Raw genomic sequence first — 13,485 nt, forward strand, 5'->3', positions numbered from 1 at the left:
TGCAAAAGCGTTGCAACAACGATGCGATCTGCAACGCCTGTCCGCTTCCACATAACCTGTAACTCACGGATTAAGAGTTGTTTATTAAGCTGGCGTGAAGTTTGCTGTCGGCCCCAAGGACAAGGCCGAGACCCTTGGCCCGCGAATTCATCACCGCGAATGGACCCCCTGCCATTGAAGCGTTGGTGGCACCCTCCCTCCTGGAGAGGGGCGTGCAGCGTTCGTGCGGAAACAAGGGTCAGTGGCCGGCTTGAGTTTTGCGGACAAGCCGGCTGTCGGAAGGAAGCATGTTGTCCGGCCAGGATGCCGGCGGTTCCGCTGCGAACCGGCAACATGATTGTTCTCCGTCGCTTGGGTCGGGTATGTAAGCCCGACCCTTTTTTGGCGGGTTGCCAGGGGTCTTCCGGCACACAGGTGGGCATGACACGAGGCCGGATACGGAATACCAAACCATTCAACCCGGGACCAACACCGGGATCGAGGAGGAAGGCAGCTACAGAGGGCTGTCGAGATGAATGTATTCACGCAAAGTGGAGGAGTTTGTTCAATGAAGGCACATATCTATCTGGCGGGGCTTGCAGCCTCGTTGCTGATGACCGCCGCGGTGTGTGGCACCGCGCTGGCGGATAACGACGAAGTGACTCGAGGGCAGCTAATGGCGGCGTCGTGCAAGGCATGTCACAACGCCGCGGGTGCCGAAGAAGGCGTACCGGATCTCGCTCGTCTGTCACCGGAGTTGATTGCCAATCAGATGCGGGCATTCCGTGATGGCGATCGTGACGCGACGATCATGGATCGTCACGCCAAGGGTTACACCGACGAAGAAATCGACGCCATGGCGTCGTACTTCGCCCGATTCTGAACAGGGGGTCCATCATGCAACAGTTCAATCGACGCCGCTTCTTGCAGGCGTTCGGCATTACGAGTCTGGCTTCCGTCACAGGGGTCAGTGGCGCGATCGCCGGTGGTTATTCCAATGGCGCACGTATCGTCGTGGTCGGCGGCGGTTCGGGTGGGGCAACGGCCGCCAAGTACCTGAAGACGTTTTCTCCGGGGCTGGACGTGACCCTTATCGAGCCCAATTCGACCTACCACACCTGTTACGGCAGTAACTGGGTGATCGCGGGGTTCGAGGACATGGACAATATCGCCCAGACGTACGACGCCCTGCGTGACCGGCACGGGATCAAGGTCGTGGCCGATTCGGTGACGGCCGTGGATGCGGACAAGCGCCGCGTCCACTTGGCCGGAGGCGACGAGGTCAAGTACGACAAGCTGGTGATGTCGCCGGGTATCGACTTTCGCTATGACGCGGTCGAAGGGATTTCCGAAGACGACGCCGAGGCGATCCCGCACGCCTGGAAGGCCGGGGAGCAGACCCGCATCTTGCGTTCGCAACTGACCGACATGCCGGATGGCGGCGTGTTCGTGATGGTCGCCCCACCAAACCCGTTCCGCTGCCCGCCGGGGCCGTACGAACGTGTCTCGCTCATCGCGCATTACTTCAAACAGGAAAAGCCCAAATCCAAGATCATCGTGCTCGACGCCAAGGACAACTTCTCCAAGCAGGGCCTGTTCGAGGAAGGCTGGGAAGAGCACTACGGCGACATGATCGAGTGGCGTGGTGCGTCCGACGGTGGCAACGTCCAGGAGATCGACGTTGGCGAGAAGATGGCGATCACCGAAGAGGGCTTCGAGCGGGTGAAGGCCGACGTGATGAACTTCATACCGCATCAGCATGCGGCGAAGATTGCCCACGATGTCGGCCTGACCAATGACGAGGGCTGGGTCCCGGTGGATCAGCGCACCTTCAAGTCGGACATGGACGACAACATCTACGTACTGGGGGATTCGAGCGTGGCCGGTGCCATGCCGAAGTCCGGTCATTCGGCCAACAACCAGGGCAAGATCGTCGCCGCGGCGATCGTGCGCGAACTGATGGATCAGGAGCCCTTCGATCCCTCGTCCGCCAACACCTGCTACAGCTTGATTACGCCCGATCATGGGGTCAGTGTTGCGGCCGTGTATCAATACAAGGATGGAGCTCAGGCGGGTGTGGACGGTTCAGGGGGCGTGAGTCCCTCCGGCGAGAGCGCGGATTTCAGGAAGCGGGAAGCCGAATACACCCGAGGTTGGTACAAGGGCATCACCTACGACATCTGGGGCTAGTCCGCCTCGGCTGTTGGATTGCGCCGGGCATCCCCTTGACGGGGTGTCCGGCTTTTTTGTGCTTGCGGTTTCGGCTACGCGTTCGCCAGGGGATCTTCAGCTCCAGCTCCAGGGGCGTCCGGAGGTCGACCCGCCAATTTCGGTGCTTTGAACCGTGCCAGATGGTTCCAGGGGAGCTCGTCACGTGACTGGCTGCTGGCTGGCCTGGTGGGGCGGGAAAGGTGCCCGTGCTGATCAGGTGCGGCGCAGGCGGTCCTCTTCGCGGCTGCAGCGCTCCAGCCAGCGGCTGCCTTCCTCGGGGCCTAACAGTGTGGCCGCCAGGGCGATCAGGGCGAACACGGTCGCCGGTGCGACGGCCCCGGCCAAACCCAGGATGTAGGCGGCATAGGCGGTGGGTACGGCGACGGCCACCGCCAGTACGACCACGCCCGGATAGGCCATGCGGTAGAGCCAGCGCGGATCGACCGAGAGGGCCAGCACCGCGACCGAGCCCAGCAGGCCGAGCAGGATCCAGCCCGCCGCCGCGGCTTCAAGCTCCGCGGCCAGCAGGGCGATCGCCAGCACCAGGCCCAGGGCGACGTGCCGCAGGTGGGTAGAGGCCTTTGGTGTGATCAGCGCATCCATCCAGCAGGGACGGAGGCCGGGGATGGAGTCGGGAGCGGGGGCAGTGGTCTGGTACATGAGGGGCTGTTTGCTTGGTCGGCCGGGCCGCCGCGTTCATCCGGCGGTTCGGTTTCTTGGGGCTTCCTGCAAATGAAAAAGGGCACCCGGATCTGGATGCCCTCTCTCTGAAGTATGGCGCGCCCGGAAGGATAGCGGCGGCGCTGCGCGCCTGGCCCTTCCGGGTGTCGGCCCGTGTCCGACACGTTCCTCGCTGCGCTCGGGATCGAACCAACGAATTTATCGGAGGTTCGAGTCCTTTGAGATCGGACAAATGAAAAAGGGCCACCCGATGTGGGGGCCCTTTCTCGGGAATATGGCGCGCCCGGAAGGATTCGAACCTCCGACCACCTGGTTCGTAGCCAGAATAAGGGTAAATGGTGAGCGTAGGCTAAGGGGGTTTTAGAGCGGCGTCAAATGGCACAAGAAATCCATAAGTGTCGGATACTACAGGGGATCGCTGTCCCCGAAGCATAACGCCACAGACCGACAGGGGCCGACGAGGCGTGTTACGCCGACCACGAATCAGGCGATCGCCGTCACGGGGACTGGCACAGGCCTTGGCCTCCCGGATGACTTCCTGGCGTAGGGCTCTCCTTCGCGGTGTCCCCGGGCTCGGCAGGTTCGAACCGCGGGATTCCCGCGGGCGTGATGGATCTTTAGGTGGTGTGCGAGCGCGAGTGCGGTTTCGGGGACCAGGGCCAAAAGCGTTCTGGGTCGTGCGCGATAGGAAAGGCGTGGTCAAGGCCAATGGCGGTAGGGCGTCTTATCCATTTCGGGTGATCTCGAAGCTCTTTCGCCCGCTTCGGAGAAGCTTGTGACGCTTCCAGTCGGAAAGTTCGCACTGGCCAATTTGTTTAGGGGACGTCGATTCGTTCCGCATGAGTGCGAAGAGGCGCCCCGGTCCGAGTAACGGGGTCGAACGAAAACACATGTTCATTCGGTGACCGGCGACAGCGGCCTACTTGGCGATGGAAGAACTCGCGGCGTCCGGAGTCTAGTTGAACCGTACCCCCGCAAACTGGGCAGTCACCTCGGTACCGTGACATCCGAAGCGTGTTCGGCGCGCCCGGCTTCTCAGCGATGATTTCCAGTACGTGATCGTCTGGCTCATCAATCTTCAGGGACTGCATCCACCAAGGAGCTCTTGTAATGCGGTTGTGAGCTAGGTTCCAGAAGCGCCTTCCCAGCCATATGACGGTAATGGCGGTTATGGCGATGGTTGCTACGTGCTGACCAGTGAATGGTCCAGTCCAAAGCGCTACTAGGGCTACTGTCGCCGCGATAACTGCGTAGGCTGCGACAAGGGTCAGTGGAACGGCAAGGAGGAAGATCCTCCAACCGTTCAATCCCAGTCCGTCTGCCACTGGACCAAGTAGCCTAATTGCGGGTGCCTGCTCCTCGAGCCTGTAGCGCATGCCCCCAGTCGGGGCTCGATACTGCGTACCGCCCTGCGGAAGGTCTGTGAACTTAAGTCCATATCGGGCTCGTTTGTGTCGCCCACCTGCGCTGCTGATTTTCTCCAGCGCCAGAGATCGCTTTGCTCCCAGACGTTGGAACGCATCGTGGATCGCATCCCGGTGGTGGCCCTCCAGTTTTTTCCAGGCAATGCGAATCGCCCGAGAAATTTCTTCCATGTCGCTTGGTGTGGAGACTCGTGCACTAGCGCTGTGCCCCCAAAAACCGGTTGCTGGATCGATTGCCTGGGCGATCTCTTGGGCTTCGAAGGTCGTGCAGGCGGCTTCGCCTGATCCGGCCTTCCTCGCGAGCGAACAAATCCCTCGTAGCAGAACCAGTGGGCGGCTATCGCGCTCACCCCAGCGGGCGATCTCTTCTCCTAGAAGCCCGGCTGCAACCCCAAGGTCGAAACCCTCCAAAAACGGGTTTTGACCGTGTTCCCCCTCGCATTGAACCGCCATGTTTCCCCCAACCGAAGCAGCTACGACGTGCCCCCCATGTGGCCGTGAGCGTAGCGCATACGGGATATCGAGGCGTATTGATGAGGGAAGAGCGATGGAACGATATCAGGGTGACTTGCCGTGGGGTCTAGACGTGACGACGGGAGAGCGCCGCTACATCTCAGAAGTGGCGCGCGGTCGAGCGTGTCGTTGCCGATGCGAAGGCTGTGGAAGCCCTCTGGTCGCTAAGAAGGGCGGGAAGAACGCCCATCATTTCGCGCATGACGTGGGATATGAGCCTTGCGGCTTCACTGGTGAGTCCGCACTACACCGCCTCGCGAAGGAGGTCATCGCTGAGGTTGGCCGTCTCTGGCTTCCAGAATATCGCGTGGAGGTAAGAGACCACGATTCGATGGGAAGCGAACACGTCGAAAGTGAATTGGTTGTCGAGTCCGGTCAGTATTCCCTTTCCGGGGCCATTCTTCACGAGCGTCGAGAGGGTAGCGTTATCCCGGATCTGCACACTTCTCTGGCAGACTACCCCCTGCTCGTGGAATTGGCCTGTACCCATTTCTGTTCCGACGAGAAGATCGAGGCCTTGCGCAGGACCGGCTTGGATACCGTTGAGATCGACCTGTCAGGTCTGCCTTATGACCTTGAGCGAGCCGAGCTTTGTGAAATCCTGCTTGGGGGCGGTGCGGGTCCGCGATCCCGGTGGATCCTCCACCATGGTGAGGCCGATGCGCGTGGGCGGGCTCGTGCCAGATTATGTACCCGCATTCGGGAAGCGAACGCGCAGCAGCGCTTAGCCGGCCAGCGAGACTCCTTCCTTCCAACGCAGCCGCGGAACCTCGTGCCTCATTCTCAGGCGGATAAGGTTCCGCCCCAGGCCCGATATGCATCGTCGGTTGCTCGTTCTTGGAGCAGCCAAACGCTGCAGTCAAGCTGGTTCTTCTGCAGCGGCTGTCGGATCCCATTCTCCATAGCTGAGCACCCGTCGCCTGGAGTTGAATGGATTGCGTGTCCGCACTGCGGTGAATCCGTCTCCACTCAGTATCCTGAATCACTGCAACCGCATTGGGGGAAGGATCGATACGACCATTCAGGTTGATCCGTTAACGAGCCGAGGCGAGCCCAATCGCGTTGCCGACAGACAAGGATTCCGCTGCGCTAGGTTGGGCTGTCGCCTTCCCTTAAATTCGGTCTATTGAAACGAAGACGAGATTCGAAAAAGTCGGTTTACGGAGAGCCAGATCGTTCAGACGCTGAAGCAGGTCGAAGGAGGCCGGAAGGTGAAGGACGTCTGTCGGGAGATCGGGGTCTCGGAAGCGACCTACTACCAGTGGAAGTCGAAATACGGCGGCATGGAGGCGGCCGACGTCCGACGGCTGAAGGAGTTGGAGGACGAGAACAACCGGCTCAAACGGATGTATGCCGAGTTGGCCCTGGAGAACACGGCCCTGAAGGACGTGATTGCCAAAAAAACTCTGAGCCCGGACGAGAAGCGCCGTGTGGTCACCTCGTTGACGCAGGACCACGGGCTGAGTCAGCGCCGGGCCTGTCAGGCGGCCGGGGTTGCGCGGTCGGTGGTGCGGTATCGCAAGCAACCGGACCGGGATGATGCGGTGATCGCGCTACTGCAGGAGTTGGTGGAACACTATCCGGAGCGGGGCTTTGGCAAGCTGTTCAAGCTGATCCGGCGTCGGGGCCTGCTCTGGAACCACAAGCGGGTCTGGCGCGTGTACTGCGCCCTGAAGCTGAACCTGCGGCGCAAGGGTAAGCGCCGCTTGCCACCACGGGAGCCCCGGCCCCTGGCGTCGACCGAGGCCCCGAACGCGTGCTGGTCAGCGGACTTCATGTCGGATGCGCTGTGGGACGGACGGCGCTTTCGCACCTTCAACGTCGTGGATGACTTCAACCGTGAAGCGCTGGCGGTGGAGATCGATCTGAACCTGCCCGCACCCCGTGTGATCCGGGTGCTGGAGCGTATCGCCGCCTGGCGGGGCTATCCGCAGCAACTCCGCCTCGACAATGGCCCCGAGTTCGTCTCGGCCGCGATCGCCGACTGGGCCGAGCAGCGGCGCGTGGAACTGAGCTTCATCCAGCCGGGTAGGCCCATGCAGAACGCCTTCATCGAACGGTTCAACGGCAGCTACCGCCGTGGGGTCCTGGACCTCCACGTCTTCTGAACGCTGACCGACGCCCGGGAACACACCGAGCAGTGGCTGCAGGACTACAACGAAATCATCCCTCCCGACTCACTGGGGAACCTCACGCCGGTCGAGTACGGGCAGCTACACCACACAGAAACGCTCTAGTTATGCGTGGATCTAATTCGGGGAAGTGGACAAAGCGACGTTTCGGCAACGATGGCCCTGCCATCTCAATAGCGTCTCACTCGACAATGGTTTATCCCCGGCGTCTCCCCAGGTCATTCTTGACCGGCCCCGATGATGGCCAGCGAGGATACTCCATCGACCAGCTCGTGCTGTTGAACCCGTTCGAGCCGGTCGTTCGCATAAGTGAATTCATGTACCACGCCGCTGAGCGGGGATCCGACGAAGGCTTTCTCCTGCTCGGGAAGCATTATCACTTGTTGGAATGTCGGCCGATTCTCCCCGTCGGCGAACACGGGCAGGGTGCCAGCTGGCATCGAGTCCAGCAGGTTCTCTTCCAGGATGTTGACCAGATGTACGGCACCGTCCTCGGTCACGCTCAGTCCGAGGCCGTCCCGTGACACAGCGCCGCCCACCGAGGGCGCCGGTAACGTCAGACTCTTGTGTCCGGAGCCGAGCGGTTCCATGGCCATCACGACGTCGCCGCTGACTCCAAGCATCCAGTCGGTTCCCGTGATGATCTCAGCCCCCCAGAGTCGGCCGTCGCCTAGAGCGTCAGGGTATGTCACCCGGTAGGGTGCAAAATCATCTTCGAGGTCCAAGACCTTCATGTGGTCTTCGCAGAAGAATGTCACCCAGCCCGGGCCGAGGGTGCTGCCGTGCAGGCTGTTGCAGGCGTGTACCGAGTCTTCGCCCTGTTCGCGATGCACCCGCAATGACTCGGCTAGTCCTTCCTGTGGTTCCGGCATGTAGGAAGTGACCGCATCGGCGCCGATAAACCGGCCGCTGCCATGATGAGGTGCTCCGCCGTCGATGCGGCGAGGCGCAACCTCGCCGTCCTTCAGGTCGTCGGGCACGAAACCGTAGAATGCGCCCTCACCATCGGCGAATACGCCGATCGCGTCGGCGGATGATTCCACGTGCGACGGGCGTTCCATCTCGTATTCGCCTGCGACGGTTGCCGAGCTTCCTCGAATGAAGGTCACACGGTCCGAGTCTCGCTCGGTAACAACGACAAACCCGGTATCGGCGGCCTTCGTCACACGGGGTGGCGCGTCCGTCTCGAAGGATTTGATGACCTGCATGTCCGAAGGAGCGACGGCATGGAACTCGGGGTTTTCCGAATCCGCGACGTAAAGCAGGGGGCCGCTGTCCGCCATGGCCGGGGGCAGCGGGGTGAGCGATAACACGAGCACTGTCGCGGTCGTGCGGGAAAGCCTGGTCAATGGGATGCGTTGCATGCGGGTTGTCTCCTGATTGTGTGACAAAGAAAAGGGACGTGCGGCCCGGGTGTCTGTACCGAGAAGCAGCGGCTAGGGATGCGTTGCCCTAAGCTGTCAGTACTGCGAATGCGGCTAGCGCACCGCCGGCCAGTGCCGCGGCGGCAAGAGGGGGTGTCCATGCCGGCAGAGACCGAAGGGCCATCGACACCACGAGGCCGGCCAGGGTCAGCACTCCGAAGTAGGTCACCAGACCGAGACCGAAGCCCCAGACGATCACGCTAGTCACGGCCGCCGTGAGCAGCGTCAGTGACCCGACGATGGCGAACAGCCGTTTGCGGGAAAGCCGGCCGTCAACTCCCCATACCTGTTGATGATGGCGCTTCATGGCGACCGCGAGGCACCACAGTCCCCCGTGACCCAGGCCAGTCATGGCGATGCCCGTCAGGATGCTGGTCATTGGGACGTCTCCTCGTTCGCGGACGCCCGAGAGGCGTGGCCCATGTTCGTGTTCTCGGAGCCAGCACGGACATTACCGACGCGGTACCAGGCGTAAACGGCCAACCCCGCCACAGTGAGTGCGGCCAGGTCCGTTCCGGCCATGACCCACGAGGCCTGGGTCAGGGTGACGCCCAGGTGCCGGTCGGTAACAAGGAGATTGACTACGGGGAGGGCCAGTGCGACGAGCACCAGTAGTGCCAGCTGCTCCCGCCAGAGACGCCGCGCGGGACGCGCAAGGGAATGCAGGATCAATGCAGCCCATGTAATGAACATCGCGTGGACTTCCCAGTCACTGCGGTTCTCGAGATGGACAGGCAGCAGCCGGTTGGCCAGGAAATAGGCTAGGATAGCGACGAGGAGGCCGACGATGACGGCGACATTGAGTCGTTCGACGAGGGCCGGCCCCATCGTCGAGTCCGGTCTTGTTTCCCTTGCCAACCGGCGTTTGACGCTCCACAGGACCAGCCCTGTGGCAATCATGGCGGCGCCGGCCAGGCCCGACAGAAAATACAGCCAGCGAAGAGGAGCATCGGCGAAGCGGCCTTCGTGCAGCCCAAGCAGCGAATCTCGCACGACTCCTGCGCTGCCCAGGGGGGGCTCGTAATGTTCGAGTAGTTCGCCCGTCACGCCGTCAAAAACGAGCTGCTCCGAGGATCGGAAAACCGTGTGGTTGTCTCTTGCGATGCCGATCCTGGCTCCACTATCGCCCGGGTTCTGAATGGTGACATGGCGTACTGAACGGTCGCCCCATTTCGTTTCTGCCCGGTGTACTAGTCCCTTTATTTCGATCAGATCGGCCGGCTGGTCATGAGCCTCGGCATGGAACACTCCGGGGAAGCGTTCGCTGAAGAAGGTTTGCTGTGGCGCCGATTCGGCACCGTAACCTGCAGAGATGATCACGGACATATAGGTAAATCCGAGAAATACCAGACCGGACCAGGTAATCATCAGGTGAAATGGGAGCGGCAGGACGCTGAACAGGTTGTGTGCATCCAGCCACGAACGCTGTCCCTTGCCGGTCCGAAAGGTGAAGAGATCCCGGATGATCCGCCGATGGATCACGATGCCGGCGATCAGTGTAACGAGCATTGCCATGGAGGCAATTCCGACGATCCAGAACGCAGTCGTACGTGGCAGATAATGCAGCTGGTAATGCATCCGATAGAGGGTCATGCCTCCACCGGTATCTCGATATTCGACCGGGTCGCCGGTGTCCGGTGCCAGCAGGCGGTTCTGGCGGCTGCCGTTCGAGTCCTGCCAGGCGATTTCCAGGTCCGGGTTCTCGCGGATGCCCGGTGGGTCGATGTTCCAACGGCCGGAACTGGGAACGGTCTCCTGCAGATACTCCTGGGCGACGGCTACTGATTCCGCAGCTGACGCACCGGGGCCATTCAGTGAACGTTCGGGTGTCATCCACTGGTCGATTTCCACGGCAAAATAGCCGATGCTGCCCGTGACAAAGATGAAGTAGAGCAGCCAGCCTAGGCTGATGCCCGTCCAGGTATGCAGCCAGGCCATGCTCTGACGAAACGTATCTTTCATGGGATCCTCCGGGGCATCAGCTGCCGGTGGGTGCGAGAAAGAGTGCCAGCAGCCCCAGCAATACGCCGGGGCCGAGGACGCCGACAGCGGCTCGCATTGCGGTTCCCGCCGCGAAGGCCCACAGGGCCGCGGCGGCGTGGACGAGGAAGCTCAGCGCAATTGAAAGATCGACCGCCTCCGCCCGGTGCAGTGGCAGGGTATGCACCATGGTGGCCCCTAGCGATACGGCCAGCAGGTAGCCGCCGAACACCGCGGTGCAAATACGAAGCACCACGGCGCTGGCATGCAGCACATCAGAACTCATAACGGTACCGTGCCGTAATGGTCCGGCCTGCAAGTGGGAATCCACGCTTCTCGAAGTAATCCCGATCAAGGGCGTTTTCGATCGTGATTGACAGGCGCTGGTCGGGGGTGGGCTCCCATCCGGCCGATAGGTCGACGAGGGTGAAGCCGCCGTCCTCGACGATTTCACCGGGGTTGTGGACCCAGTCCTCATCCTTGCGCGGTCCGACATAGCGCGCGAGGATCTGTCCGTCCACCTGGCCGAAGTCCAGGTCGATGCCCGCATTCACGTTCCAGGTGGCCACATTGAGGCTGTCGCGTTTTTCGCCGTCGGCCTCTTCCCATGCCGTGAGGATGTGATTGACATTGCCGAACAGGGTGAGCATCTCGTTGTGTCTATAGCGGGTCTCGAGTTCGAGCCCCTCGAACCGCGCCCGGTCGGCGTTTTCAAAGCTGAAGATCCGGGGCTCCGAGGGATCGGCGGGATCCTCCCTGGTGACTCGTACCACGCGGTCACGCACGCGGGTGTTGTAGTAGGTTGCGTGAAGCGACATCGGGCCGCCGAAATAGTCGACCCCAATGTCCCAGGTAAAGCTCTTTTCCGGGTCCAGGTCCGGGTTGCCCCGAGTGATCTCGGTCTGGCCGGCCGGGGTCTGGCGTTCGCTCTGGCCCGTTATGGCTCCGGCGTCAGGAACGATGAAGGCCGTACCCGCTGATCCGCGGAGGTACCAGTCTTGTCCCAAGGGATGACTAGCGCCAATGCTCGGATTGAAGCTGGTAAAACGTGACCTGTCGGGCTCGAAGTCCGTGCCGTGTGGCGTGTCGAGCATTTCCAGCTTGATCCAGTCGTGGCGTGCGCCGACGGTTAGGACAGTATCCGTGGGAAGCCGGGATTGTTGCCGTGCGAACAGCCCCGTGGTTTCGCGTCGGCTGTCTGCGGAGTTGGGCTCGATGCGGTTGCCGTCCGCGTCCCAGCGAAGTGCGCGCTGTTCTGCCCGCTCATGATCCATGCCGAAGGTCAGGCGGTGTGCATTACCCCACTGCCAGGTGTCCTTGATCTGCACCCCGCGCCAGTCGACCACGTTTCTCGAGGAACGGTATTCGGGGGCGCCATCCACCACCTCCATATTCGTGGAATCCTCGCGGGCCCCGTAGATCAGCAGGCTGATCTCGTGATCGCCCATATAGCCGGTCAGACGGGTCTCGCCACTGTAGCGGTCTACATCCTTCTGTCCTTGTTGGTCGGTGCCATACGCAATATCGCCCGGAGATTCGACATCGCGCGCGAGTACGCCTTCTAGGGACATGTCCAGCCACCAGCCGTCGGTCAACATGGTGCCCGCGTGGAGGCTGGCATCGTACTTCGAGAAGGAAGTATTATCGCGTCGGTCGCCACTCCCCATGCGGAAGTCGTCCCGCTGCTCGCGGGCGCCTAGTCCCAGAGTGATGTCCGTGCGCTCATTTGCGCTTCCCCCGGTGACCAGCTCGGCCTCGCGGGTGTCGAAGCTTCCGTAACCGAGCGCGATGCGGCTCTCCCACGGACCGGTTTTCCGCCTAGGGATGACATTAACTACGCCCGCCATCGCGGACGAGCCATAAACCGAGGACGCCGGACCACGCAGGACCTCGATGCGCTCGATCCCGGAGGGACTGATAAGGGACAGGTTAGTCGCTCCGGCGGGCCGGTCATCGTAGAGCAGCAGCGTGCGTTGATTGATCCCGGAAAATTGGGGGCGGAAGCCGCGCATGCCGATGCCCGAGAGCATTCCTGGGTACTGCACGACATCGACGCCGGCGCGTTTCTTGAGCAGATCGGTCAGATCGTTCGCGGCCGTCTTTTCGATCTCTTCCTCGGAGATGACCTGAATCGCCTGAGGTTCGTCGCTCACGGCGCTCCCGGTGCGTGAGGACGTGACAACCACGTCGTCCAGTCGTGGTGTCTCGGCCCCGGAGGTGTCCAGTGTGTCCGCTGCCACCGACGCGAACACCCCGGGAATCAGCCCCAGTGCTGCCAGCGCCGCGATGGGTTTTCGGGTTCGGGGAAAAACGGGAAGGGCTGCCGGCTGGCTATTCGGCCGGCTGTTTCGATGGTTCATGGTTTCCTCTCCGGCGCGCCGCCCGCGCACCCTGCTGTGGGCCAGGTGCGGCACTCGGAGAGCGAACGCACGGACCCTGCGCCCCGGGCGTGGATCAGCCCGGGGCGCAGGGTCCGTCGTCGGAAAGGACCCGAAGAACGAGCCGCGCAAAGCCCTCCGCAATGCCGCGTGGATGCTTCAGGCCGGTCTCCGGGCTCGCGGACGGGTCCTTCCTGGACCGGGGGCAGGGCACCTTCCCACGCTTGCGCGCAGTGGTCTTCGCCGTGCCCGGGGTACCGCTTGGTTCTGCGGCACCCCCGTCTCGCCTACCGTTGCGGGGGCAGCGCCGGACTGGTTTGCTCGGTGGGGCAAACGTACCGGCTTCCCGTTTAACCAGTCGGGTTAAACCGACTGGCACCTGAAGCAAGGCGCTGGAGGTTAATGGATCGCGTGTACGTTCGCAAGAATGCGCTGAGTGCGGTTCATGAACCCCATTCAACTCTTTCCCGATGAGGAAGAAGACTTAGCCAGGCTCCCTGGGTGAGCCACCGCCGGTCGAACGCTGGGAGCACATATCCAGCTGAGGGAGACGTCATGGCGCAGAATCGGGTCCAGTTTCAGCGAAGCGTATCGTTCCGGAGTTTATGGCGCATCACGGTACGCAGGCGCCGCGTCCAGGCGGCGCTGCTGTGGGATGGGGCTGCACAGTCAGGAATACGAGCCGGGGCTCTAGGTGCAAGCCGACCGACCCGGTCAGTGTCCCAGCGACGTCTGGCGGCATCTTCTGTCGCATTATGGCGTC

General features: G+C 61.9%; 8 protein-coding genes, 1 pseudogene and 1 riboswitch. Of the genes and pseudogenes, 3 read left to right on the forward strand and 6 right to left on the reverse strand.

What is annotated here, in order from left to right; genetic code table 11:
- Positions 1-547: 547 nt before the first annotated feature.
- Both G015_RS0109480 and G015_RS0109485 read left to right on the forward strand, forming a co-directional pair.
- Entirely contained in the window at positions 548-862 is a 315-nt protein-coding gene (locus G015_RS0109480) for a c-type cytochrome (RefSeq protein WP_020146578.1), read from the forward strand.
- A 14-nt stretch (positions 863-876) separates the two neighbouring features.
- On the forward strand, positions 877-2,169 hold the full coding sequence (locus G015_RS0109485) for an NAD(P)/FAD-dependent oxidoreductase (RefSeq protein WP_018137717.1): 1,293 nt from the start codon (positions 877-879) through the stop codon (positions 2,167-2,169).
- 234 nt (positions 2,170-2,403) lie between these two features.
- On the opposite strand, the gene G015_RS0109490 is transcribed toward G015_RS0109485, so the two are convergent.
- Positions 2,404-2,793, reverse strand: a complete 390-nt coding sequence (locus G015_RS0109490) for a hypothetical protein (RefSeq protein WP_020146579.1) — start codon at positions 2,791-2,793, stop codon at positions 2,404-2,406.
- A gap of 3,157 nt (positions 2,794-5,950) precedes the next feature.
- Between G015_RS0109490 and G015_RS13660 the strand changes: the two are divergent.
- Positions 5,951-7,061 (forward strand): annotated as a pseudogene (locus G015_RS13660) (IS3 family transposase).
- Between the two features lie 97 nt (positions 7,062-7,158).
- Here G015_RS13660 and G015_RS0109505 read toward each other — a convergent pair.
- The 5 genes from G015_RS0109505 to G015_RS0109525 form a co-directional block, all read right to left on the reverse strand.
- Positions 7,159-8,304, reverse strand: a complete 1,146-nt coding sequence (locus G015_RS0109505; RefSeq protein ID WP_020146582.1) for a hypothetical protein — start codon at positions 8,302-8,304, stop codon at positions 7,159-7,161.
- 88 nt (positions 8,305-8,392) lie between these two features.
- On the reverse strand, positions 8,393-8,743 hold the full coding sequence (locus G015_RS13775; RefSeq protein ID WP_020146583.1) for a DUF3325 domain-containing protein: 351 nt from the start codon (positions 8,741-8,743) through the stop codon (positions 8,393-8,395).
- Positions 8,740-10,326, reverse strand: coding sequence for a PepSY domain-containing protein (locus G015_RS13670; protein WP_020146584.1), 1,587 nt, complete (start codon positions 10,324-10,326; stop codon positions 8,740-8,742). The genes G015_RS13775 and G015_RS13670 overlap by 4 nt, the downstream gene beginning before the upstream one ends.
- 16 nt (positions 10,327-10,342) lie before the next feature.
- On the reverse strand, positions 10,343-10,630 hold the full coding sequence (locus G015_RS0109520) for a hypothetical protein (protein ID WP_020146585.1): 288 nt from the start codon (positions 10,628-10,630) through the stop codon (positions 10,343-10,345).
- Positions 10,620-12,704: a TonB-dependent siderophore receptor gene (locus G015_RS0109525; RefSeq protein ID WP_083925127.1), complete on the reverse strand. Its 2,085-nt coding sequence runs from the start codon at positions 12,702-12,704 to the stop codon at positions 10,620-10,622. The genes G015_RS0109520 and G015_RS0109525 overlap by 11 nt, the downstream gene beginning before the upstream one ends.
- Before the next feature lie 162 nt (positions 12,705-12,866).
- Positions 12,867-13,120: riboswitch (cobalamin riboswitch) on the reverse strand.
- Between the last annotated feature and the right edge of the window lie 365 nt (positions 13,121-13,485).

The organism is Thioalkalivibrio sp. ALJ15 (assembly GCF_000383695.1).
In the GTDB taxonomy this organism is placed as follows: domain Bacteria; phylum Pseudomonadota; class Gammaproteobacteria; order Ectothiorhodospirales; family Ectothiorhodospiraceae; genus Thioalkalivibrio.

What these genes read in the sequence shown, in the direction of transcription:
- G015_RS0109520 (WP_020146585.1), bottom strand. Translation starts at nt 10,630, where the DNA reads ATGAGTTCTGATGTGCTGCATGCCAGCGCCGTGGTGCTTCGTATTTGC.
- G015_RS0109480 (WP_020146578.1), top strand. Translation starts at nt 548, where the DNA reads ATGAAGGCACATATCTATCTGGCGGGGCTTGCAGCCTCGTTGCTGATG.
- G015_RS0109525 (WP_083925127.1), bottom strand. Translation starts at nt 12,704, where the DNA reads ATGAACCATCGAAACAGCCGGCCGAATAGCCAGCCGGCAGCCCTTCCC.
- G015_RS13775 (WP_020146583.1), bottom strand. Translation starts at nt 8,743, where the DNA reads ATGACCAGCATCCTGACGGGCATCGCCATGACTGGCCTGGGTCACGGG.
- G015_RS13670 (WP_020146584.1), bottom strand. Translation starts at nt 10,326, where the DNA reads ATGAAAGATACGTTTCGTCAGAGCATGGCCTGGCTGCATACCTGGACG.
- G015_RS0109490 (WP_020146579.1), bottom strand. Translation starts at nt 2,793, where the DNA reads ATGGATGCGCTGATCACACCAAAGGCCTCTACCCACCTGCGGCACGTC.
- G015_RS0109505 (WP_020146582.1), bottom strand. Translation starts at nt 8,304, where the DNA reads ATGCAACGCATCCCATTGACCAGGCTTTCCCGCACGACCGCGACAGTG.
- G015_RS0109485 (WP_018137717.1), top strand. Translation starts at nt 877, where the DNA reads ATGCAACAGTTCAATCGACGCCGCTTCTTGCAGGCGTTCGGCATTACG.